A 19,640-nucleotide genomic window follows, 5' to 3' on the forward strand; every position below is an offset into this window, starting at 1 on the left:
GGGTGGACGAAGGGGATCGAACCCTCGACAACGGGAGTCACAATCCCGTGCTCTACCAACTGAGCTACGCCCACCATATCGCGCTACTTGTGCCAAAGCTGCCTAATGGCGCACCCGGCAGGACTCGAACCTGCGACCATCCGCTTAGAAGGCGGATGCTCTATCCAGCTGAGCTACGGGCGCCTTGTTAATCTGTACTCTTGGACGACTACAAACTAAGTGCTTTCCAGTCTCGCAGAATCGGAACTCCGCTCAACCTTCTTAACCAGTGCTAGGCTGTGCCCGACAAGTGCGACGAATAGTATAGACCGCCCCAAAGGGCGTCAAATCCTTTTTAAAAAAAATTCATTTAATTAAAGGGGTTAGAGGAATTTGCAGACCAAGCGCCTTTGCCCTCACCGCATGACATGCGAGAATGCGTTCTCTTTTTTTCCCCTCTCGATGGTTAATCACGCGCAATGACTGCACAACTAATCGACGGCAAATCGATCGCCGCCAGCCTGCGCCAGCAGATCGCCAAACGCGTCACCGAGCGTCGCCAGCAAGGCCTGCGCACGCCCGGTCTCGCGGTGATCCTGGTCGGCAGCGATCCTGCCTCTCAGGTTTATGTCTCGCACAAGCGTAAAGACTGTGAAGAGGTCGGCTTCCTGTCCCAAGCTTATGACCTGCCTTCAGAAACCACCCAGGAAGCACTCACCCAGCTGATCGATCGCCTCAACGACGACCCGGCAATCGACGGCGTCCTGCTTCAACTGCCCCTGCCGGAACACCTGGACGCTTCCAAGCTCCTGGAACGCATTCGCCCGGACAAGGACGTTGACGGTTTCCACCCTTACAACGTCGGCCGCCTCGCCCAGCGCATCCCGCTGCTGCGCCCGTGCACACCCAAAGGCATCATGACCTTGCTGGAAAGCACCGGCGTCGACCTGTACGGCATGGACGCGGTGGTCGTAGGCGCATCGAACATCGTCGGTCGCCCGATGGCCATGGAACTTCTGCTGGCCGGCTGCACCGTGACGGTCACCCACCGCTTCACCAAGGACCTGGCCGGCCACGTCGGCCGCGCTGACCTGGTGGTGGTCGCCGCCGGCAAGCCGGGGCTGGTCCGGGGCGAGTGGATCAAGGAAGGCGCAATCGTTATCGACGTCGGCATCAACCGTCAGGACGACGGCAAGCTGGTCGGTGACGTGATCTACGAAACCGCCCTGCCCCGCGCCGGCTGGATCACCCCGGTGCCTGGCGGCGTAGGTCCGATGACGCGTGCGTGCCTGCTGGAAAACACCCTGTACGCAGCAGAAACCCTGCATGGCTGATGGCGTTTTGTGCCGTGCAAGCTGAGCCAACAAACCCCGCCAATGGCGGGGTTTTTTGTATTCGCCGAACCCAACCTACCATTCGCCGGAAACCCGCTGTTTTGTACGTCTTTTCAAGGACTTTCACCGGTTATTTGATCAACCATCGACAGTTCTTCAGCCATACTCCTAATATTAAAAATGGGTTTCGCTAGGTTTCCCAATGTAGCCAGCCCCAGTGTTTACTGGGGCTTGCCTACCCTGCTCCACCCACCAAACTGCTGCGAAACACACGCAGTGGTACAAAAATTGGTACGAGCTTCAATCCCTCCATGGCGTCCTGCCGACCGAACACAATCCAATTCCTTCAGTTCGTCGCTTCACCATCGCCCAATCGTCGCGCCTCGATTACTGTATATCTAAACAGTACCCGAAAAGGCATCACCGTGGACCCGTACGAAATCGAAGACACCAGCGACTGGCTGGGAAGCCCTACTGAGCTCCAAACCCTAAAGCATTATGCGGGCACGCTAGAGGAAGACCTTCAGAGCGTGAGAGACCAGCTTCGCTCAGCGAAAGAAACTATCTCGGGCCTGGTCGAAATGAACGACGTGCTGGCCAGCGAGTTGAAGAAGGCCAAAGCCTGGATGGCAAATCTTGAGGCGGAAACATCGGCACAGCTGGCGGAGATCCGCAGCTTGTCGATGGTCCGCGACCAGAACGAAAAGCTGCGACGAGAGCTGCATGCCACTGAGGTCAAACTTGCGAACAACTCACTTTCCTGAAATCCCGTAGTACGCCTGCTCACAGGTTATTCCGCGGGCTCTGGCTTGGTCAGCAATTTCAGCCAGGTCGCCCGCTCGCTGGTCAGCGCGCTTGAGCACGTCGGCAAGCACACCTGCGGAGCGGGCAGCTGCCTGGCTAGCGGTGGCAATGCAGGAATTGCCGCTGGCTTGACTGGCTGCGAGTCGAGCGGCAATTGCGTCTGCGGTCCCGCGCAGGCCGTCAGCAGCAGCGCGAGCATCGGCAGCGTCAGCCGTGGCTTGATCGATAGTGCGTTGACCATCTTGTACCGCCTTGTTGATTGACTGTTGAAAGGCCTGCTCCTGAGCTCGGGAAGCTGCCTCGTTGTCTGACTTGGCCTTGGCGTCTCGGCTATCGCGCTCACTCCATTGCGACTGCCAAGTCGCGTTTGTGACACTAACGCCATGGTGATAAGCGCCGAACAATGCGCCGGCCGTCAGCAACACTGCGCCTAAATAAGGAAGCGCCCGCAGCAGGATCGCGTTCATGGCACATCCTTGAAGAACACATGGCGGCCTAGTTTGAGTGTCTGCTTTGCCTTCAAGGCCCAGGCTGGAGCCTTTGGCATTGTGGTGGCGTGATAGTGCGTGGCTCCGCCGGTGGGGTCATCCACCTTCCCGTCAATCACTTGGTCGGCAGCAATGCGCGCCTGGGCCAGCTCGCGAAACACAATCTGCTTTATGCCGATCAGGAACACGTAATTTGGGTCACTCTTGTTCCAGCAACTGAACTGGTACGGTTTCTGGCAAACTCCGGAATAGCCCTCGCCCCACCAAGATCTGGCCTTGCCGTCAAACACTCGGTTACGGATGGTCCAGGCCACGGCGATCTGCCCGGCCAAACTTTCGCCGCGCGCCTCTCCCCATAGTGTGCGAGCGAGGATGTCGCGGTCTTTTTCCGATACGATCATAGGTGTTCTCCATGCGCAAAAACGCCGGCTTGTTTGCCGGCGCTCGGTAGGATCTGCAGCAACTGCGCCGCCGTGATTGGCATAGGCTTCTCCAATTTTCTGAGTTTCAGGTTAAGTGGCGCACAACCGGACAGCCCCGTATCATCGCGCCGGATACAACGACAACATCTGCAGAAGGCGGGATTCATGACCAAGGATTCAGGTAAGTTGGACTGGGTTCAGGCCATCAGAGGCCTGGCGGCGCTGCTTGTAGTCTTTTGTCACTGTCGTGATTTTTTCAAAGAATCTGATCAATACCCGCTCATAGAAAAAATCCTCCTGCCAGGCGCAATGGGAGTGGATCTATTTTTTATAATCAGCGGATTTATCATGGTTTATTCCACAAGGAACAATGACGGAAGCCTGGCTTCTGTTAGGAACTTTGCGGTTAATAGATTTTTCCGTGTGTGGCCGACGTACTTCGCCGCTACAATTTTCTGGATATTGATTGTCGAGCATGGATCGGCGTTTTTCGATGCGACCGGTAGCGCGCGCGCATTTTTTGAGAGCGTGTTCTTCATCCCAGTGAACAAGGACGCAGCCCTGTATTTCGGATCAGTGATCCCGGTCGGATGGACGCTGAATTTTGAGATGTACTTCTATGCTATTTTCGGCGCGTCTTTGCTATTTAGAAAATTCAGGTTTGCCGCTTTCGCTTTGTTCGTCAGCGCAACCGTCATCATCGCCCCACTTCTATTCAGAACACTAAACCTATCTCCTTTTAATTCGTATCGATTTGATTTCTCCTACTTTAATTTGATGACCAACCCGATAATTCTTGAGTTTTTTGCAGGTGCGTTAATCGGTAAAATTTACTTGAATAATCGGATTTCCTTCAAACATAAGTGGTTAGCGGCATTCACGGTGCTCGCAGCTTCAGTGTTTGTTATTTGGTATAACTACTTCGGGATCGCCTACCTGCACGGCATAAAAGAATGGGGATTCTCACTGGCCGTGTTCGTGCTCTGCCTGGCTATCGCGAGCAAGACGATCCGAATTCCGACGCCGCAACCTCTGATTTGGATAGGGAAGGTGTCTTTTTCTCTCTACGTTACGCATTTGGCCTTGGTCAAAGCATCATTGGTTTATTTCGCGGCAAACGGCAGCCCACCCATGGGCGTGATTCAAATATTTGTTCCCGTATTGGTGATAACAATATTTGCCGTGGCAGCAGTGTTTCACCGGTACGTAGAAACGCAGTTCTCAAACTGGCTGAAAGGGATATTGACCCGATTTATAAGTTCGAAATCTGCCCTACCGGCCTCACTGTAATATCGTGCGATCACAAGGCTGGCAAATTTGGCCACGCAGGGGCTTTCACCTTCAAGTCAACGGATTTTACACTGCGGCAGTAGCTTTGCCATTTTCTGGCAAGCTCAGTTTCCTCGATCGTCGCATCCCCAAGCTGAAGCGCCACCAGCAAAGGTGTCATGGCTGAAGAAGCTCTTGTAAGTAACTTGTCCATCTGCAACTTGTTCGCCGCCAGGATCTCTTCTGGTGACTCCTCAAATGGGACCTGTACTGCGAAATGCTCGCCGTCATACAGCCATCCAATTTTCGGTGCGGGGTTGAGATCGGTGATATCCACGAGAGTGGAAACCATTTCAGGTGTAAACCGCTCAACAATTGGCACCTCTTTGCCAATACGGCTTTCAGCTCCTGCGTGCACCACCTCCAGATCCGCCGTGTAAGTAACAGGGGTAATGCACTCAACATAGGCACCATGCTCAACTCGCGCGTATATCCGCATCATGCATACTCCCAAACAATCACAATACCTGCGGCGCCATTGCCGCCTGCCGCTGCTGTGCTACCGTTGCTGCCGGTAGCGCCTGAGCCACCAGCCCCTGGGCTCGTGGCAGCAATCCCTGCGAAGCTGCTTCCCGGGCCAACGCCAACCACTCGGCCACCACCACCAAATACTGACGGCCCTCCAATACCGCCGCCTCCTTGGGTAATCGTAATCACGATACCAGGGGATCCCGAGCCAGCTGAAGCGTTGATAATGTTTCCGCCAGTCGCTGCGGACGTAGCTGACGGGATGTTGACATATGGAGGGGTTTGCGATGCACCAACGAGTCCGCCAACACCACCTGGCGCGCTGATTAGTGCGCCAAATGACGATGCCCCACCTGTCCCACCGGCAGCGCCTGATACACCGACGCCGCCAGCACCGACTGCAATAGTCACCCCGGAAAAGCCGGTACTCAGTCGTGATTTTCCGTAGGCACCGGAGTTGCCTCCAGCCGCAGAACTTACCTGAGAGGCAGCGGCTGCTGTTACACCGCCTCCAGCTCCACCACCTCCTTGGACCTCAACGATGACGCTCGTAGTTCCGGGAGTAGGCGTATACGTCCCATTAGACGTAAAAGTCCTGATCCCTATCAAACGACCTCTTAGGGAGTCCAACAGATCTTGTGCTCGCCCTTTCGTTGGTGAAACTCCACCTGCCGTCAAGACGGCCATGATGTTTTCTTGGACGTCATTCATCCAATCGTCAGTTACTACTGTGGCAGCAGTGCCGCTCACTGGATCGCCTTCCGTAAAGAAGCCGCCCACGGCAGCGCCAGGACCGTCAATTCTGTGCATTTGGTATTTTCCTAGGAGAGGGTTAGGGCTTGGAGATCTGCTTCAGATAGTCGACGCGGAAAGTAGCGAATCTTGCGTATATACCCGTTTGTAAAATTCGCGTTTGCTACGTAAGAGCCAATGCGCATACTTGTTAGAAGTGGCGCAGTGACGGTGGCATCCTGCAAAGGCTCATCTCCTTGCGATGTATAGGAGGCGGAGCCCAATCCCCAGCATAGGGCCTGCTTGCATACGGATCGCGGAGCTACTGCTCCTCCTTTGAAATCACATTGAACAGCACTATTTGCCACAGCGCTGCCGTTCGTTTGGTTTATCGCATTCAGCCCCAGTCCAATTCGATCTGCCGCTGTAGCTCCTAGCAAAACAAACTGTTTGCCTGTTCCAGTGCTCGATGAAAATGACGAAGCCTCTACGTATAGTGTGCCTTCGCCCTGTTTATACCAATTGGAAAGGCTATCCATGCTTGCAACGTCAGCCGCGCGAGCAGCAGAAACGGTAGTAGTAGGAATATATGAAGTCGAAAAAGTGGCCTGCTCAAGTTGAGATGCGGAGACCAAATATCCAGATACCCCATCGCCCACATATGATGTACTGCCCGATTCATCTAACGGGTACCAGCGGTCAGCAACGGAGACTGATGTAGATATAGTTCCATTGATCTCACAAATGTACCAACCATCTCCAATATTTGTCATCTTGCCATTTCCGCTGGCTATACCTGTCTCCAAATTAAAGTCTGCCTGAGCATGCGCAAATGACGAGTAGAATTGCGCTCGAACAATCGAACGCTCTTCTGCTTTGAGTACGCGAAACGCACTGTAAGTAGCTCCAGCAATCGCATTGTTCGATCGCTGCAAGAAGTGAGGGCCTGCAGATGTACTCTCAATAAACTTATGCACCGTGCCGATTGGAGACGATCCGGCCGGCGTCGTAATCGTTGCCAAGCCCTTACTCCAAGCTGCGTTAGAGAATGCTTGGGAAAAGCTGTAGATATTTGTTCGAGACTCTTCGATCAGTAGACCAAGTGGAGCATGCGTGACCGGGTCATAATCAAATCGAGGTTGATTTATCCCAATCATCTCGTACTCACCAAGTGCGTTCCAACGCCCAGCTGCAGTTGACCGAGTGAAGGTTATCAATACGCCAAACGACGAGCTCTGCTGATTCAGCAGGTACGCTCCAACGTCAAATAACAGATCGAGTGATGAATTCGCATATGTGAATATCGGGATCGTGTGAGCCGGCGCAAGCTGACGGATTTTGCACTCGAGCGAACCAGTGCCCCATGTACGCAATGGTTCACCAACGGCCGAAAGACCCACTCGAAACGTGACCACGGTAGTTTCGGGTGCGTTCACTTGCCACGCGAAAGCCCAATCCCCATTTGTCAATGCATCCCCCACTACTGAGCGACCAACTCGGAAAGGGAGAAACTCGGTAATTGTCACCTGATAGCCGAGCGCTGCAGCGACGCTGATGAAATAAGGTATTGATTGACCACCTGTGCTCGACAGTTTCGTCAGCAGGGCGTTACGCCGCCCCTGAATAGTTTCCTCTAAAACTCCAGAGCATCGGTCGGGAAGCCCCGCGACGCGCTCCCAATCAGGGAGTAACTCATTCGAGCTGCCAGGATTTGCTTCAAGCGGCAACGCGCGCCCCCTGGCATCTATACGAGCGAGTTCGATTGACATACCGTCGAGCAGATCGTGAAGCGTGGTACCTGGGTCACGCGGGAATGCTTGACCGGGAGGAAGCAGCTGTTTCAGCTGCTCTCTGTATTCGGCAGCTGTAGGCATTCAGCCTCCTAGAAGCTGGAAAAGGTAAGTGTTCCAATTGTCGCCATATGCCCGGTTGCATGCGGGACGTCGGCTGTCGGCGTGACGATGGCGTTGTCTGCCTCGCCTGCTGCAAGCGACACTGATTCACGCAATCGACTAATAAGCGTTGGGGCGCCTGGCCTGGAGTCGCGAACAATCAAATCGGCAACTTCGGCGGTGACCGCCGCACGAACTGCGGCGGTATTCGGAAGCAGCTTGATGGTCATGTTGAGCGGATCAGGAATGGGGGCAGCGACGAACACTTCGGCAGTCACCGGCCGCCGGGCGTTGATATACGCCTGGACTTCAGCGACTTTCGCCGGAGTGGGGATAATGTCCGGCAAGTCGTCACACACGAACAACACAGTCACCGTCCCCGCGCCCATCTGGCGGGGATAGACCCAGGCGCGGGTGACGCCGGAGACCTCCAGAGCCCACATCACATAGTCAAAATCCGCCCCACCATGCGGGGGTTGCTGAATACGCGCCAGCAGTCTGGCCAACAGCCTTTGATCCGACTCGGTATCGACGCCGCCCTCAATCTTCGTCGCGCTCGATCCTGTCGATTGGACCCCGGCAATTGGCGATAGCAGGAAGATGGGTAGCCCCGCGTCGAAGTTACCAGCCTCCCCCGCCTCCAGCGCCAGCACTGGCACGGCCAAAGGACTGGCTCCGAACACACCATCGCCGAGCACCTTGTATTGGATACCGTCCTGTCGCTGCACAATTGTGCCGTCGAGAATGGTCGAACCGATGGTTCCGAGAAATGCTGCCTGGCCACCGGCAAAGCCAGCGGTCTTACGCGTGATCTTCCAGATCGCGGCCCATCGTTCGAGGTATTCCTTTTCGGCGGTGTCGATGATCGATTGTTTGGCGATCCAATCCAGAAAGCCATAAAGCAAGTGAACCGCGCCAGCTTCGGACTGGCCGATAATTCCGAGCAGTGATCGCCGAAGCACAGCACTGTCGACACCGGTCACTCGACTGCTGATGTCGGTGATCACTCGTTCGATTAGCTCGGTCAGTGTGGGTCGAGCAAATGGCATCAGGCAGACCTCTTCGCGGCTTGGGCCGCCCATTCATGATTGAAGCGATAGCGAACCGGCGAACCGGTTGGCCTGAAAATGTCGACGGTTATTAGCATCCAACCTTGAGCTATAAACTCGGCCGCCACTTCAACGCGCGTTGCGACCAGGTCCTCTACCATCCACTCCAGTGCCTCCCGGCAATACTGCTGGGCGCGGCCAAGGATCTGCGGTAGTTGTTTTTCTCTGGCCAGCAGCCAAAGCAATGAACCGGTCTGGTCTGTCGGTGTGGCATTGCTGATATCGCCCCAGTAACCACGCAGGTCGTCCTGCGGCAGCTCGACGGGGATCTGCTCGCTACTGGCCCGGCGATCGGTGAAGAGGCTGATAATCACGGCGGTCTCTAACCCGTCGTCGCGTTCCAGGTCGAAACCCGATAGAACAAGGGCACCGCCGTTTTCGGTCATTACCATTGCGGCATCGGCCATTAGACTGGTACTCCTGAACCACCATTCATGTGCGTATGGGTACTGTCGATTCGTTTGCCGTTGTTGGTGATGGTGCCGGTGGTGACGATGTCGCCGATCACTTCGATGTTGCCTACCAATTTGATAGTCGGTGACACCACCTCAACGTGCTGAGCAGCAGTGACCTTCACCATGCCGCGGAGCAGCTCGATCTTGTTGCCTTGATCGTCATAGATGGCGACCTCGCCTGCCTGCAGAGGAATTCGGTATCGGCGATCATCAACCACCAGGACAATGCCCTGCTCACGATTGCCACCCAAAAACGCAACCGCAACATCTCCACCCAGTGGGTGACTGGTGAAGCCGTAGTTCTGCATATGCTCGAGGCCGTCGCGGAGTTCATCCTTGAACAGCTCAACCTGCACCTGCTGCCTTGGGCCAGAATCCGTGACGCCCCGCAGGACGCCTCGGGAGAACATCATCAATACCCGGCTACTGATCTCGCGGATTGCTTCCCTCATTTCGGCGGATCCTCTTCCCCAATGGCCTCGGCCCAGATATTTCGCTGGCCCTTTTTGCCGGCTTTCGCTTGTTTCGCTTTTCGCCCGTCCGGTGGTTCTGGATCGAAGGCTTGCGGACTTACGATCTCAAGCTTGGCGGTGGTCCCGCCCTCGCCGCGTTCATATGTCACCTGGCGGATCAACATCCACCCGTCCATGCGAAGCCAGGACGACCGAACGTAAACCAGAAGACCAGGCTCCCACAGAGCGCTGCCTGGGCTTTGCCGCCACCCTTGGACCGTAACGCTGGCTGCAGCCGACTTGCCTATGCGGCTGTTTGCCTCCCACGTAGCACGATCCTGAAGGCTTGCGGACGTGCCCCCGATTTCCGCTACCAGAAGCATCGGCCGATAACGACTGACGCCGCTGTCGGTGACGCCACCCTGTATGTGAGCCTCGGTCTCTCCAGTGCTGTCGGGGCTGTAGCTCGCCTGGCCTTTAACCTGGTAACTACTAAACCGCTGGCTGTGATCGATGGTGCCGCTGGCACTCAGTATGTTTTCGCCCTGGACCAGAGCGGTCGAAGCCCGGCGTACGCCGGCGCGCGTGATCAACAAACCGCCGGCGCCGTCGGGCATTAACAGTGCCTTGCGCTGCCGGGCGTAACGCTCGATCGCTTTGAATGCCGTTTCACCCTGTTGAAGCTTGCACACCTGAAAAGGCTCGCCCACACCGATATCCGCCTTCACCGTCACACCGAACGGCGCCGCGAGGATCTGCGCAAACTTGAGCAGGTCGATGTTTTTCCACTCATCAGGCGCGTGCATGGCGCTGCAATCCACCAGGTCCGCAACCTTGTCCCGGCCCTGAACGTTGATCGTGTGATCATTCGCGCTGTAGGACGGTTTGAAGATATCGACGTAGCCGATCACCATCGGAAAGTTGGCCAGCCTGACCTCGCACGCATCACCCGGAAGGATGGGCCAGGGTTCAACCTGCGCTGGAGAATTGTTTCCCGCTTCCCACTTCTCGGTGAGCGTTGCTGTGAAAGCTGTTGTTGCCGCATCGATTGCACGGGTAACACCTAGCGAGGACCAGCCGGAGTACTTCATCCCGTTGACCAACAGTTCCAGGTCATCCATCTGCAAGAACCTCAAGCTGTTGTCCGCCCGTTAAAAACCCTGGGTGTCGCGGTGCGTTGCGGGTTGCGATTTCGTCGGCACGGCCAGCGTCGCCGTAAATCTGGTAAGCCACCAGCAGCGAAGGCAATGTCTCTCGCGGGACGTACTGGACAATCCGCGCAAGGTTTTGCTCAGGGTTGGGCACGGCCTGGACCACGCTGGTGCGCAAGTCCGACAGCGCGACGTAGATCTCGTCGTTCGGCGTGACTTCGCTTTCGGCGTCTATACGTTCAACGAGGTCCTCGCGAACCTTGATTGCCGCTTGGTAGCTGTCGTAAACAGTAGGAACGGGGCGCGATTGAGAGAAGCCAGGAGCAGTCTGTGTTGCGCTTGTCGACGTCCGCGTTGTACCTGTCGCTGTCTGAGTAATGCTCGTAGTGACAGCTACCGGTGTTTGGGTGACCACCGCCGCCTTGGCTGCTTCGGCCATGGCCACCTGACGCACAAGTGCATTCATGGCGGTTGCGTTGGTCGCTTGTTGCTGACGACTTGGCGTTGCAGTGCTGCCCGAATAAGTCGATGGGGAGCGGTCGAACAAGTTGGTCAGCATGCTGAGAGCGTTTGTACCGAAAGCCGAACGCACCGAGCCGATCAAACCTGTGATACGGCTGACCATGTTCAATGGTTTCTGAACCAAATCGGAAGCGTCCGACACGAGCCCGCGCGCCTGCAAGTAAAAGTCCGAAGCCGCCTTCAAATCACCTGAGAAGCTCAAACCTGGCGCAGCCATGTATTCACCGAGTGCAGCCAACCCAGAAGCAGCAGATTCAGCGACATATGCCGGAAACCCAGAGGTGAGGAAATCGGATAAAAAGCTTTTCTCTGCCGTAGCGGTCACGGTGTTGCCCTTGGCGCTGATGGCATTGACGCTATCAACATTTGCCGAGGGATAAGCCGCCTCCCCTGCTTCCAAGAACCTGATGGAAATCGTGCACTTCCCACCTTCCGCTGTCGTCTCGCTGACGTTTAATCCACGACAGACAACGTTCAGCTCGCCGCGATAAGGGTGAACCAGTGCACCCGGGCCTGCGAGCTCGCAAGCTTTAATCAGTTCGTCCCGATTTAGGTGGTAGTCCTTGCCGAGCAGGTAGCCGACGACTGAGAACTCTCGGGACTTTCGGCCAAGGTCTTCGGTGTACGGAGTATCGCGCTGCGCAGTTTCATGAACCGCCTGACGCCGACCATGGCTGCTGTCCGCACTTTCCACAAAAAAGGCCACGCCGCGAAAAGTCGCGGCGCGGTAGGTGTCTCGCCAAGTCATGGAAAACTCCGGTTATGGGGCCATCATTGAGTAACCGAGGTCGGTATCGAACGTCGCCCCCTGGCTGCCTTCGGTCTTCACCTTGGTGCCTGGTGGGAGATTGTTCATGTCGACTTGGACCAACACCTTTTGGGCGGGCTGGTCGACTGCCTGCGCAGCGGTTTGCCCTAACTGAGCTGCGCGCTGACCCAACTCGTTGACTGAGCGACGAGGCCCGAGAGCGGCGCCTGGATCCGCTGCCAGTGTCGTCGCAACGCTGGAGGTGCCGGGAGCCTCGCCCGGAACGCCGCTGACAAAGGCGCCATCGATGCCCAGCAAATTCTTCGCCCAATCGGGCAAACCATTTTTTATAGCGCCGACAGCGTCCGAGATTTTCGAGCCTAGAATTGCCCCCAAGTCCCAGCTGGCCAAGTACTTGATGAGCCCTCCGAAGCCATCGATCATCAGTTTTGCAGGGTTGTATTCGCGCCAGACATCAGCAATGGCGCTGACCTTTGAACCAAAGACCGCAGCCAGATCCAAACCAGCAAGGAATTCAGTGAGTTTCTGGAAGCCATCGATCATCAATTTGGCTGGGTTGTACTCGAGCCACACGTCCACCAGAGCGCTGACCTTGGCGCCGACAATTGCGCCGAGGTCCCAGCCGGTTAGGTATTGAACCAGCCCACTGAAGGCTTCCATCATCAGTGTGATCGGGTTGTACTCGAGCCACACTTTCACGATGCCGTTGATAATTCCGTCGCTGAATGCGGCTTTTACCCCCGCCCACTTTTCCGCGAAGAACGCTACGATGTTGTCCCAGTTCCGGTAGATGACAAAAGCTGCGGCGCCGATCGCAACAACCGCAGCAAGGAACCAACCGACGGGAGTGAGTGCGATCGCAACGCCTAAGCCTTTCAGCGCGAGCGCAAGATTTAGTACGCTCATCACCAGCCCGCCACCTATGTACAAGGCGAGTGCCGCGAAGATCAAATTCGCTCCACCGAAGACATCGCTGAGATCGCCAACGAGGTTGATCAGCGGCTTGATTCCGTCGTAAAGGTCACCAATAAAGCTGGTCACTTTCACAATATTTCCGGGTAAATCCGCAGCAAACGCCGTCGCGAATGCCTCGATCTGCGGCCGATACTTGACGATGTTCTCGATCAGCTTGGCGCCAAGGATATTCAACTGTGGCACCAACGAGCTGCCAATCGAATTGCCGACGCCACTGAGTGCAGCGTGGATGGTATCGAGCGTGTCCCCGAAGACTTCACCCTCGCGGACTGCACTATCAGAAATGACGATTCCCAAACGACGGGCCTCGTCTGCCATTTCCTTGATACCTGCGCCGCCACCGCGAATAAGTGGCAGCAACTCTGTAGCACTTTTACCGAAAATCTTCACCGCAGCCTCCGCCTGCAGCGAAGGGTCCTTTATCTTCGAAATACGGTCAACGAACGTATCGAACAACGCATCACTGCTCTTGAGCTTGCCCGAAGAGTCCTTAATGCTGATACCAAGGCCCTTGAACATGTCCTTCAGGTCCTTCGAGCCCGCCGTCGCTTTGCCAACGTTGATCTGCATCTTCTGCAGCGCGCCGCCCAAAGTCTCGGCCGACGAGCCAGTGAGCTTCGCCGCAAAGCTCAGCTCCTGGAATCGCTCGCGGCTGATACCCGTACGTTCGGCCGTGTCACCGATCGCGCCGGTGGCATCGGCGAAGCCCTGGAAGAAAAGGTTCAGAGCGGCCCCGGTAATGCCCAGCGTCGCTCCCAGCCCGAGCAGCCTTTTCGCACTCGAACTGACTGCGGTACCGATACCACCCACCGCACTGCCCACACCCTTTAGGCTGTTTGCGAAGACAGGTAGACCAGTACGATCAAGCGCACCGGCCACTCCAGCGCTGGCTGCCTTAACCTTGGAGAAGATGCCGCGCAATGGGGCGGTGAGCTTGTCGACGGCTTTGATGACGACGTCTAGGGAGTATCCTTTGTTTGCCATCCGACCCATTCCTCAGTGCGTTCAAGCCACCAGTCCAGCTGTTCGAAATCCATTTCCATGACTTCCGTGGGCTGAACGCCCATCACCTTGACGACGACAGTCACTCCTGACTCCCACCCCCGAGGTGCTTCAGTAAAAAATCCCGGGCTTCCTGAATCAGGACCGCCTGATCATCCTCGCTGAGTTCTTCGATCATGGCGGCCGGTTGGCCCACCATCTTGGCGGCCAAGTCAATCAGGGTGGCGAAGTCCATGTCGACGCCGCCGCTGCCCTTACCGTCCGAGGTAATGCGCAGGGCATGACCACGAAGGTACTTCAGCTTGCGGGTGACGGTGACCTCGGTGAAGGTTTCCTTGCCGTATTCAGCAGGCTCGACCAGGGTGATAACTTTTTGCTTAGCCATCAGCGAACTTCCTCAGCCGACATGCCTTCGATGCGAAGAGCAATGTTGCCCTCTTCGGTGTTCCCGGTACCCTCGCCGGCGTACCAGCCCTCACGCAGCATGATCACCTTGCCGTTCGACAGCTCCAGCGTGACCGTGGCGTCATCAAGGGTGACCAGGTCTTCGAGATTCAACTCGTTGCGGTCGGTGATCTCGCCCTCGATAAATGGCACCTGCGGCACCTCCTTATAACCATGGACGCGGTCGCTGCCGACCACGCCCTCCTTTTTTGGCTTCCCGAGGTTGTAGGTGAAGTTGCCCTTGGCGAAGTACATGTCGCCGTTGATCTTCAAGCTGATGATTCCGCCAATGCGGTTTTTGCCTGCCATGTTCTATCTCTCCTGGCGGCCGCCGTTACAGGCGGAATTGAATTTTGTTGGCGACAATCCGCAGTTGATTGACCAGGTCCGGTGGCAAAAGCACATCCATCCGGTTCGGGTCGCTGGCATTGCGCTCGGCGATGAGGTTGGCTTTGAACGCGTCGATGTTCTCTACCAGGCCTAAATCCTCCCACTCGCGGAACTTGGCAATGGCCTCAGCTTTCATCACCACTGGGGTAACTACTGCCTGGCCGATGCCGTATCGAGTGCCGTCATCGGCGAGCTTGTGGCGTGGGTATTTGCGCAAGACGTAATCGCGCCAGTCGTGACGGATGTACATCAAGGTGAACAACGTTTCGCTGTCCAGGTAGCTGATATCCGAAGCGCCGGCGGCGTTGGTCTTGTAAGTGGTGATCAACCGCTCCACCAGCATTACGCCGTCGGAGCTGACCTTCGTAGTGGCGATACCGTCGAACAGCAGCAGGTTTCGCTCTTGGTTGGTCAGGCGATTCGCAGCCGCCGGCGGCAGACACCAAACGTAGGGCAGATTCTGAATTGGACGAGCGGGATCGATGGCTGCGTAGTAAGCCGCGATCGCCATGGTCTCAGCTGCCTTTTCATAAGCCGGCATTGGCTCGTCGTTGGCCATCGCGATGACCAAGTGTTCGTTGTTGTGGGTCCTTCCAAGTGCACTGAGCGTGCCTTGGGTGCCACGCGCTGCGGCAAAAGCGTGTGCCTCGATCTCGCGGCCCCAAGCGAATCGGCTGTCCAGTTCAACCTTGAGCTCCGCCAAGGTGGAGGCATCAGAGTACGCAACGCCCCAAGCATGGAACCACTCATCGCCGATTGCGGCCAATGCCGTAGCAAGCGAGGGATTACTTGTGCCGCCAGTAAACGCGGTGATCGCGAGCGTCACGCCTGCGGGGAGTGCCTGACCCGCGAAGTAGTTCACCCGGGCATTGATGCTGTTGCCTGCCTCACCTTTGTGACGACTGGTGAGCGTTACCGTGCCGGTGGCAGCCACTGCAGTGACTGGCATGTCGGATGAGGCGGTAATCGCAGCGACGACGGCAGTAGCAATGATCGCCGCGGTGTTCCCGCTGATGACTCCGACGGATACCCGGCGCCCTGCGATCATCAATTCGATAGTGCCCGACGCTGTAGCTGTGCCGGTGAACACGAGGGTCCCGGTTGCAGCAACGCCTGCGGCATTGTCAGCCAAAGGCATGACCTGCAGCTCGGTGTAGCTATCGACAGCCAATGCTGCACGGACCATTCCGGCAAGCATCGAACCGGCGCCGAACTGGGTATCAGCTTGGGCGGCGCTGGTGATTCGAATCAACGCCCCCGCAGGCGCTATGCCGCCAGCGAGCTTCTGACCAATGAGCAGACGGCGGAAGGTCACAGCCTGAGGACCGCTTACTGCCTGGCTGTTATCGATTTCGCTGTAGACGCCAGGCTTGCGCAGGGAGCCGGCACCCGGGATGGTGTTAAATCCGATGGTCATTGTTTGTCACCCTTGGGTTTCAGGTCCTGCTCTGCAGGCTCGACGAATTCAATGTCACCGGCCGCTTCCTTGCGTACCCAGTAACTGTTCATTTCAACCAACTTGCCTTCCTCGGGGAGGGCCTCGTAGGTATCCGGATCTCGCACCAGCCGCCCGGCGGCGGGTTTAACGTGCTTCTGCGTTGTCATGGGTTCAGGTCCTCGATGATCGTTTTGGCACGATCCGCCGGGTTGGGTTGTGCGTGGTTCAGGCTGTACTCGGTGGTGACCGTGTTCAGGTCCGGCAAGCTTTCGTTAAAAAGATCGTCTGGGTGGCGGTCAAAGTACTCGGCCTCAAAGATGAGCCGGCAGGCACCCGTCAGATGCTCCGACTGATCCAACAGCACCATGCGCGAGCGCAAGTACTGAAGATCGTTCGCGGTACCGCCAAGCGTGTCGTCCATGAGCAGCAGCCTTTCGACTTGCCTGGCTAAAGTGTCCAGCGTGTCATCCAGCGCTTCGTTGCCTTCGGCGTGGATTTCCACCACCAATTCCACCCGGCGACGGTACTCACGAGGCGCCTGATTAAAGATCTCGCCGGACTCGTCCATCGTGTAAACGATGATCGCGGGGAGCTCGCTCTGCCATCCGTTGGAAATTAGCGGCGCCACGCGGCTGGCATACACGCTTGCCCCAGCATTTGTGGCGCCCAGCAGCACCGCAACGGCCTGCTTGCGGATCAGTTCTCGTGGGTGAGCCATGGTCAGCCCTTGCGAAGGAACAGCGTCACACCGGCCACGCCGTCAGCCTGAACGTCGTTGATTTTGTACAAGACGCCACGAGCCTGGACGCGATCGCGGTTCGTGGGTTCGTTCGGCAAGTCGATCAACCGAACGCCGAGGATCGGGTTGTTGCTCGATACCGGTGCGCCTGTCTCTGGATCAACGGAAACATGCGCGGTATCGAACACCGCCTGGGCCAGGGCCACGCCGGGCGCGACCCCATCAGTCAGCCAGTACACAGCGCCATCTGGATCGATGGCCGCCGTAGGCTCGCTGAAGGTACGGATCGAAACGCCAAGCATGCGCTGGGCCATGGAGGCCCAGCCCATTACACCGGCGCCGGAGCAGACACGCCGTTGAGACGGCAGGCACCGGTGGCACTCGGGTTGGCCGCGACTTCAGTGGCCATGCCGACAAGCACCAGGCCAGTGGCCGAGACGTTGGTCAGGGCGCGGGTGCTGGTGTTCATGAACAGAAGGTCGCCCACTGCCCAGGCTTGTGCGCTGGTTTTGTTCAGGCCAAAGACACCGTCGAGTTTGAGAACGACAGGCGCGCCGGCGACTTCAGTGGTAGCGGCAACGCCGACGATGGCGCCGACTTTGTAAAGTTCGCCCGAGATGGTGCCGCCGGCCGGAGCAGGAACGGTCAGGCAGTCGCCGTGCTGGATGAAAGTCTTCATGCAAGGTCCCCTTTAGAGACAAAAACTGGAAATCAAAAAGGGCGCCACGCGGCGCCCTTTTGGGTTCAGATCGAACTGGCGATTTACGCGCCTGGGTTTTTGTACGCGCCGCGGTAATCGATCCAGCCGGCACCGAACACGAGGCGGGCCTTGATCTCCATGCCGTCGACTTCGAAGCCTTCGCGGGTCTCGGTGAACACGCCTTCCTCACCTTCGAGGTAGGCGTATTCAAACGTGTCGACTCCGCCCGGCGCCGCAAACAGATACCACTGGTTGCCGGTGATCCGAGCATCCACGATCACCGTAAGGGAAGCGTTGCGGACGTCATTGATGTCGGCGTTCTTCGCCGGCACATAGACCGAGCTGGTGAACTGAAAAGCTTCCAACTCCTTGTCCGGGCCGACAACCAGAAACTCCGGAGACAGATTGAGGAACTCGCCAGCCTTCGACTTCTGTTTGCGCATCGCGGCGCGAGCAGCTGCCAGCGTGGTGGTGTTGATTGCGCCACCGCCTGCTGCAACGTTGCCGTGGCTTGCGTCGTAGAACGGGACGCCATCGGTAAAGTTGGGGTTACCGAGCAGCAGCGCCCATACCACGTTGGACTCAGTGGCCGCCGCAGCATTGCCCAGTGCTGCCGGGATGCGGGTCAGCGCGCCCAGGTCATCGCTCACAATGGTTTCCCAGGTGATGGCGATGATCTTGCCGAACTTGGCGACCTTGATTGGTGCCCCGTCCTCGGACAGCGTGCCGTACTTGTACTCGCCGTGTTCTTTTACAGCTTCCAGCGCGGAGATATCACCCAGCGCAGCGCGGGTAACAGCGCGGAAGTCCGGCACAGTGGTCTGACGGCCCAGCGGACGCCAGGTCTGTGGCGCGTTGGTGTAGGCAGTGCGCAGCGTGCGATTGACGGTGCTTCCCAGCAGCAGCGGGAAATCGCTGGTAGAGTGCATGCCGGCGGCGCGAACAGCCTGACGATCGCAACCCAGAGCGGCACGAGCCAGTTCCTGTGGGGTCATGCCGCGGGCGTTACCGCCGGCCATCTCCACGAATTCGCGAGCCATATCCACCAGGCGCATGCCGCGGAACTCACGACCGGCATCTTCAAGCTTGATTTTGGCGTCGCAGCGGTGCAGCAAAGCGTTCTGCATAGCATCGCGCTTGGCGGTCAGAACGGTCTGGTCCTGGCCACCGGTCACAATGGTCTGGTGGCTGTTGCGAGTGTTAGGCTGATCTTTGGCCTGCTTCTCGGCGACCTTATCAATCAGCGCGATGCTGGCATCAGAAACGGAAACGCCACGTTCAACCAGGTCATCGACAAAGGCCTCGTCGTTCAACTGCACCTTGCGAGCCATAGTGCGGATGTTCAGACTGCGTTTGCGCTCCGCTTCAGCGGATTCGCGGCGCAGTGTTTCGTCAGCCGCGCGTTTCGCTTCTTCCGCCGCGCGCTTCTCTTCTTCGGTCATTGCATCTTCCTCATGGGTCGTAGGCACGGCGGCCGGTGTTTCGGAGGGCTTGTTTGCCTCCCGAACTTCAAAAATCGTGTTGAATCGTTGGCCTTCATACTCGGCGGCGGTCTTGGCGCTACGGACCTTCGCGCCGTCGTCGAAGCCAATCGGAACAAGAGAGAGCTCCATTGGCTCCCAGTCGACGGCTAGGTAGGTTGGCAGTTTGTCGTCTTCGCTTTCGGTCACCTCGTAGCGGTGCACGGCATAGCCAACGCTGATATTCCGTAGAATTCCGTCGGCAACATCCTTGAACACTACGTCGGCATCTTCTCGTTTGCTGAAGCGTACGAGGGCGTGCCCTTGGCCACCCTCGATCCAGGCGCGCTCAACAACGGCAAGTACCGCCCGGAGTTCATACTGGTTGTGCGTGTCCAGCAGTGGAGCGCCGTTGTTCAACCGATCAAGGCGAACGGCCGTATCGGATACTTCCAGCTCTTCCATGTAGCTGCCGATGTCCCAGGAATAACGACGTCCTTTTGCGCCGGTCGTCCAAATCAGCTCTACGGTGCGGGCATCAACGTCGACGGAGCCCTCGCGCACGGCGGCGCGCAGGCTGAGCATC

At 57.2% G+C, this 19,640-nt stretch carries 22 protein-coding genes, 2 tRNA genes and 1 pseudogene; 3 read left to right on the forward strand and 22 right to left on the reverse strand.

All coding sequences use genetic code 11. The annotated features are described in order from the left end of the window. Position 1: 1 nt before the first annotated feature. Positions 2-74 (reverse strand) — tRNA-His (locus AAEZ05_RS26500). A 32-nt stretch (positions 75-106) separates the two neighbouring features. Continuing rightward, positions 107-183 (reverse strand) — tRNA-Arg (locus AAEZ05_RS26505). 275 nt (positions 184-458) lie between these two features. On the opposite strand from AAEZ05_RS26505, the gene folD reads away from it, so the two are divergent. After that, on the forward strand, positions 459-1,313 hold the full coding sequence (gene folD, locus AAEZ05_RS26510) for a bifunctional methylenetetrahydrofolate dehydrogenase/methenyltetrahydrofolate cyclohydrolase FolD (protein WP_045060163.1): 855 nt from the start codon (positions 459-461) through the stop codon (positions 1,311-1,313). A 425-nt stretch (positions 1,314-1,738) separates the two neighbouring features. Further along, complete coding sequence (locus AAEZ05_RS26515; RefSeq protein WP_350649521.1) at positions 1,739-2,077, forward strand: hypothetical protein; 339 nt, start codon at positions 1,739-1,741, stop codon at positions 2,075-2,077. Here AAEZ05_RS26515 and AAEZ05_RS26520 read toward each other — a convergent pair. The 3 genes and pseudogenes from AAEZ05_RS26520 to AAEZ05_RS26530 form a co-directional block, all read right to left on the reverse strand. Beyond that, positions 2,066-2,584, reverse strand: coding sequence for a DUF2514 family protein (locus AAEZ05_RS26520; protein WP_350649523.1), 519 nt, complete (start codon positions 2,582-2,584; stop codon positions 2,066-2,068). The genes AAEZ05_RS26515 and AAEZ05_RS26520 overlap by 12 nt on opposite strands. After that, on the reverse strand, positions 2,581-3,006 hold the full coding sequence (locus AAEZ05_RS26525; RefSeq protein ID WP_350649525.1) for a cell wall hydrolase: 426 nt from the start codon (positions 3,004-3,006) through the stop codon (positions 2,581-2,583). The genes AAEZ05_RS26520 and AAEZ05_RS26525 overlap by 4 nt, the downstream gene beginning before the upstream one ends. Before the next feature lie 14 nt (positions 3,007-3,020). After that, a pseudogene (locus AAEZ05_RS26530) lies at positions 3,021-3,089 on the reverse strand (glycoside hydrolase family 19 protein); the annotation flags it as partial. Between the two features lie 103 nt (positions 3,090-3,192). Between AAEZ05_RS26530 and AAEZ05_RS26535 the strand changes: the two are divergent. Continuing rightward, on the forward strand, positions 3,193-4,317 hold the full coding sequence (locus AAEZ05_RS26535) for an acyltransferase family protein (RefSeq protein WP_350649527.1): 1,125 nt from the start codon (positions 3,193-3,195) through the stop codon (positions 4,315-4,317). 10 nt (positions 4,318-4,327) lie between these two features. Here AAEZ05_RS26535 and AAEZ05_RS26540 read toward each other — a convergent pair whose 3' ends face one another. The 17 genes from AAEZ05_RS26540 to AAEZ05_RS26620 form a co-directional block, all read right to left on the reverse strand. Continuing rightward, on the reverse strand, positions 4,328-4,798 hold the full coding sequence (locus AAEZ05_RS26540) for a tail fiber assembly protein (protein ID WP_350649529.1): 471 nt from the start codon (positions 4,796-4,798) through the stop codon (positions 4,328-4,330). Continuing rightward, a complete protein-coding gene (locus AAEZ05_RS30885) occupies positions 4,795-5,634 on the reverse strand; it encodes a glycine-rich domain-containing protein (RefSeq protein WP_502947795.1) in 840 nt (279 codons plus the stop codon). Before AAEZ05_RS30885 ends, AAEZ05_RS26540 begins: the two co-directional genes overlap by 4 nt. A gap of 11 nt (positions 5,635-5,645) precedes the next feature. Beyond that, positions 5,646-7,430 carry a YmfQ family protein gene (locus tag AAEZ05_RS26550; RefSeq protein WP_350649533.1) on the reverse strand — a complete coding sequence of 595 codons (1,785 nt, stop codon included), beginning with the start codon at positions 7,428-7,430 and terminating at the stop codon, positions 5,646-5,648. Positions 7,431-7,438: 8 nt separating this feature from the next. Continuing rightward, positions 7,439-8,497, reverse strand: a complete 1,059-nt coding sequence (locus tag AAEZ05_RS26555; protein ID WP_350649535.1) for a baseplate J/gp47 family protein — start codon at positions 8,495-8,497, stop codon at positions 7,439-7,441. After that, positions 8,497-8,964, reverse strand: coding sequence for a phage GP46 family protein (locus tag AAEZ05_RS26560; protein WP_350649537.1), 468 nt, complete (start codon positions 8,962-8,964; stop codon positions 8,497-8,499). Before AAEZ05_RS26560 ends, AAEZ05_RS26555 begins: the two co-directional genes overlap by 1 nt. Beyond that, positions 8,964-9,464: a phage baseplate assembly protein V gene (locus AAEZ05_RS26565; RefSeq protein WP_350649539.1), complete on the reverse strand. Its 501-nt coding sequence runs from the start codon at positions 9,462-9,464 to the stop codon at positions 8,964-8,966. Before AAEZ05_RS26565 ends, AAEZ05_RS26560 begins: the two co-directional genes overlap by 1 nt. Further along, positions 9,461-10,585, reverse strand: coding sequence for a phage baseplate assembly protein (locus tag AAEZ05_RS26570; RefSeq protein ID WP_350649541.1), 1,125 nt, complete (start codon positions 10,583-10,585; stop codon positions 9,461-9,463). Before AAEZ05_RS26570 ends, AAEZ05_RS26565 begins: the two co-directional genes overlap by 4 nt. Beyond that, a complete protein-coding gene (locus tag AAEZ05_RS26575; protein ID WP_350649543.1) occupies positions 10,578-11,885 on the reverse strand; it encodes a DNA circularization protein in 1,308 nt (435 codons plus the stop codon). The genes AAEZ05_RS26570 and AAEZ05_RS26575 overlap by 8 nt, the downstream gene beginning before the upstream one ends. 12 nt (positions 11,886-11,897) lie before the next feature. Next, positions 11,898-13,865, reverse strand: a complete 1,968-nt coding sequence (locus tag AAEZ05_RS26580) for a phage tail tape measure protein (protein ID WP_350649545.1) — start codon at positions 13,863-13,865, stop codon at positions 11,898-11,900. Positions 13,866-13,965: 100 nt separating this feature from the next. Further along, positions 13,966-14,268 (reverse strand): phage tail assembly protein, encoded by a 303-nt coding sequence (locus tag AAEZ05_RS26585; protein WP_350649547.1) that lies wholly within the window; start codon positions 14,266-14,268, stop codon positions 13,966-13,968. Next, positions 14,268-14,636 carry a phage tail tube protein gene (locus AAEZ05_RS26590; RefSeq protein WP_350649549.1) on the reverse strand — a complete coding sequence of 123 codons (369 nt, stop codon included), beginning with the start codon at positions 14,634-14,636 and terminating at the stop codon, positions 14,268-14,270. The genes AAEZ05_RS26585 and AAEZ05_RS26590 overlap by 1 nt, the downstream gene beginning before the upstream one ends. A gap of 25 nt (positions 14,637-14,661) precedes the next feature. Then, on the reverse strand, positions 14,662-16,134 hold the full coding sequence (locus AAEZ05_RS26595) for a phage tail sheath C-terminal domain-containing protein (RefSeq protein WP_350649551.1): 1,473 nt from the start codon (positions 16,132-16,134) through the stop codon (positions 14,662-14,664). Beyond that, complete coding sequence (locus AAEZ05_RS26600; protein WP_350649553.1) at positions 16,131-16,322, reverse strand: DUF2635 domain-containing protein; 192 nt, start codon at positions 16,320-16,322, stop codon at positions 16,131-16,133. Before AAEZ05_RS26600 ends, AAEZ05_RS26595 begins: the two co-directional genes overlap by 4 nt. Then, positions 16,319-16,873, reverse strand: a complete 555-nt coding sequence (locus tag AAEZ05_RS26605) for a hypothetical protein (protein ID WP_350649555.1) — start codon at positions 16,871-16,873, stop codon at positions 16,319-16,321. Before AAEZ05_RS26605 ends, AAEZ05_RS26600 begins: the two co-directional genes overlap by 4 nt. A 2-nt stretch (positions 16,874-16,875) precedes the next feature. Further along, on the reverse strand, positions 16,876-17,223 hold the full coding sequence (locus AAEZ05_RS26610) for a head-tail joining protein (protein ID WP_350649557.1): 348 nt from the start codon (positions 17,221-17,223) through the stop codon (positions 16,876-16,878). Beyond that, positions 17,223-17,573, reverse strand: a complete 351-nt coding sequence (locus AAEZ05_RS26615) for a DUF2190 family protein (protein WP_350649559.1) — start codon at positions 17,571-17,573, stop codon at positions 17,223-17,225. Before AAEZ05_RS26615 ends, AAEZ05_RS26610 begins: the two co-directional genes overlap by 1 nt. 83 nt (positions 17,574-17,656) lie before the next feature. Next, entirely contained in the window at positions 17,657-19,639 is a 1,983-nt protein-coding gene (locus tag AAEZ05_RS26620) for a prohead protease/major capsid protein fusion protein (RefSeq protein ID WP_350649561.1), read from the reverse strand. Position 19,640 lies beyond the last annotated feature (1 nt).

Source organism: Pseudomonas sp. HY13-MNA-CIBAN-0226 (assembly GCF_040310305.1).
GTDB classification, from domain to species: domain Bacteria; phylum Pseudomonadota; class Gammaproteobacteria; order Pseudomonadales; family Pseudomonadaceae; genus Aquipseudomonas; species Aquipseudomonas gregormendelii.

Coding starts and splice junctions, on each gene's coding strand:
- AAEZ05_RS26555 (WP_350649535.1), bottom strand. CDS start 8,497: ATGCCATTTGCTCGACCCACACTGACCGAGCTAATCGAACGAGTGATC.
- AAEZ05_RS26550 (WP_350649533.1), bottom strand. CDS start 7,430: ATGCCTACAGCTGCCGAATACAGAGAGCAGCTGAAACAGCTGCTTCCT.
- AAEZ05_RS26575 (WP_350649543.1), bottom strand. CDS start 11,885: ATGACTTGGCGAGACACCTACCGCGCCGCGACTTTTCGCGGCGTGGCC.
- AAEZ05_RS26600 (WP_350649553.1), bottom strand. CDS start 16,322: ATGACAACGCAGAAGCACGTTAAACCCGCCGCCGGGCGGCTGGTGCGA.
- AAEZ05_RS26595 (WP_350649551.1), bottom strand. CDS start 16,134: ATGACCATCGGATTTAACACCATCCCGGGTGCCGGCTCCCTGCGCAAG.
- AAEZ05_RS26520 (WP_350649523.1), bottom strand. CDS start 2,584: ATGAACGCGATCCTGCTGCGGGCGCTTCCTTATTTAGGCGCAGTGTTG.
- AAEZ05_RS26610 (WP_350649557.1), bottom strand. CDS start 17,223: ATGGGCTGGGCCTCCATGGCCCAGCGCATGCTTGGCGTTTCGATCCGT.
- AAEZ05_RS26565 (WP_350649539.1), bottom strand. CDS start 9,464: ATGAGGGAAGCAATCCGCGAGATCAGTAGCCGGGTATTGATGATGTTC.
- AAEZ05_RS26580 (WP_350649545.1), bottom strand. CDS start 13,865: ATGGCAAACAAAGGATACTCCCTAGACGTCGTCATCAAAGCCGTCGAC.
- AAEZ05_RS26615 (WP_350649559.1), bottom strand. CDS start 17,573: ATGAAGACTTTCATCCAGCACGGCGACTGCCTGACCGTTCCTGCTCCG.
- AAEZ05_RS26525 (WP_350649525.1), bottom strand. CDS start 3,006: ATGATCGTATCGGAAAAAGACCGCGACATCCTCGCTCGCACACTATGG.
- AAEZ05_RS26535 (WP_350649527.1), top strand. CDS start 3,193: ATGACCAAGGATTCAGGTAAGTTGGACTGGGTTCAGGCCATCAGAGGC.
- AAEZ05_RS26585 (WP_350649547.1), bottom strand. CDS start 14,268: ATGGCTAAGCAAAAAGTTATCACCCTGGTCGAGCCTGCTGAATACGGC.
- AAEZ05_RS26560 (WP_350649537.1), bottom strand. CDS start 8,964: ATGGCCGATGCCGCAATGGTAATGACCGAAAACGGCGGTGCCCTTGTT.
- AAEZ05_RS26605 (WP_350649555.1), bottom strand. CDS start 16,873: ATGGCTCACCCACGAGAACTGATCCGCAAGCAGGCCGTTGCGGTGCTG.
- AAEZ05_RS26590 (WP_350649549.1), bottom strand. CDS start 14,636: ATGGCAGGCAAAAACCGCATTGGCGGAATCATCAGCTTGAAGATCAAC.
- AAEZ05_RS26570 (WP_350649541.1), bottom strand. CDS start 10,585: ATGGATGACCTGGAACTGTTGGTCAACGGGATGAAGTACTCCGGCTGG.
- AAEZ05_RS26620 (WP_350649561.1), bottom strand. CDS start 19,639: ATGCTCAGCCTGCGCGCCGCCGTGCGCGAGGGCTCCGTCGACGTTGAT.
- AAEZ05_RS26540 (WP_350649529.1), bottom strand. CDS start 4,798: ATGATGCGGATATACGCGCGAGTTGAGCATGGTGCCTATGTTGAGTGC.
- AAEZ05_RS30885 (WP_502947795.1), bottom strand. CDS start 5,634: ATGCACAGAATTGACGGTCCTGGCGCTGCCGTGGGCGGCTTCTTTACG.
- folD (WP_045060163.1), top strand. CDS start 459: ATGACTGCACAACTAATCGACGGCAAATCGATCGCCGCCAGCCTGCGC.